1 protein-coding gene is annotated in these 208 nt (G+C 71.2%); it reads left to right on the top strand.

Features of this window, described 5'->3' with window-relative positions; translation table 11 throughout:
* On the top strand, positions 1–208 hold a 208-nt coding region (locus tag AB1287_RS22445), incomplete at both ends, for an aldo/keto reductase (protein ID WP_435619158.1).

Here is a 208-nt window from a genome sequence, read left to right as displayed (position 1 = left end):
GGTCACCGGTGCGCAGCTCGCCGAGGCCCGGCAGACCGCGGAGATCGCGAGCGTACAGAATCGCTACAACCTCTTCGACCGAGACTCCGAGTCGGTTCTGGAGGCGTGCGAGGCCACCGGCATCGCTTTTCTTCCCTGGCGCCCGGTCGCCGCGACAGCCGACCCCGGCCAGGCCTCCGCGCTCGCCACCGTCGCCACCGAACTCGGC

It is taken from the genome of Scandinavium sp. UTDF21-P1B, from assembly GCF_040750395.1.
GTDB lineage: Bacteria > Pseudomonadota > Gammaproteobacteria > Enterobacterales > Enterobacteriaceae > Scandinavium.
The sequence above is the reverse complement of the archived record's forward strand: the minus strand, read 5'-3'. Positions and strand labels throughout refer to the sequence as shown.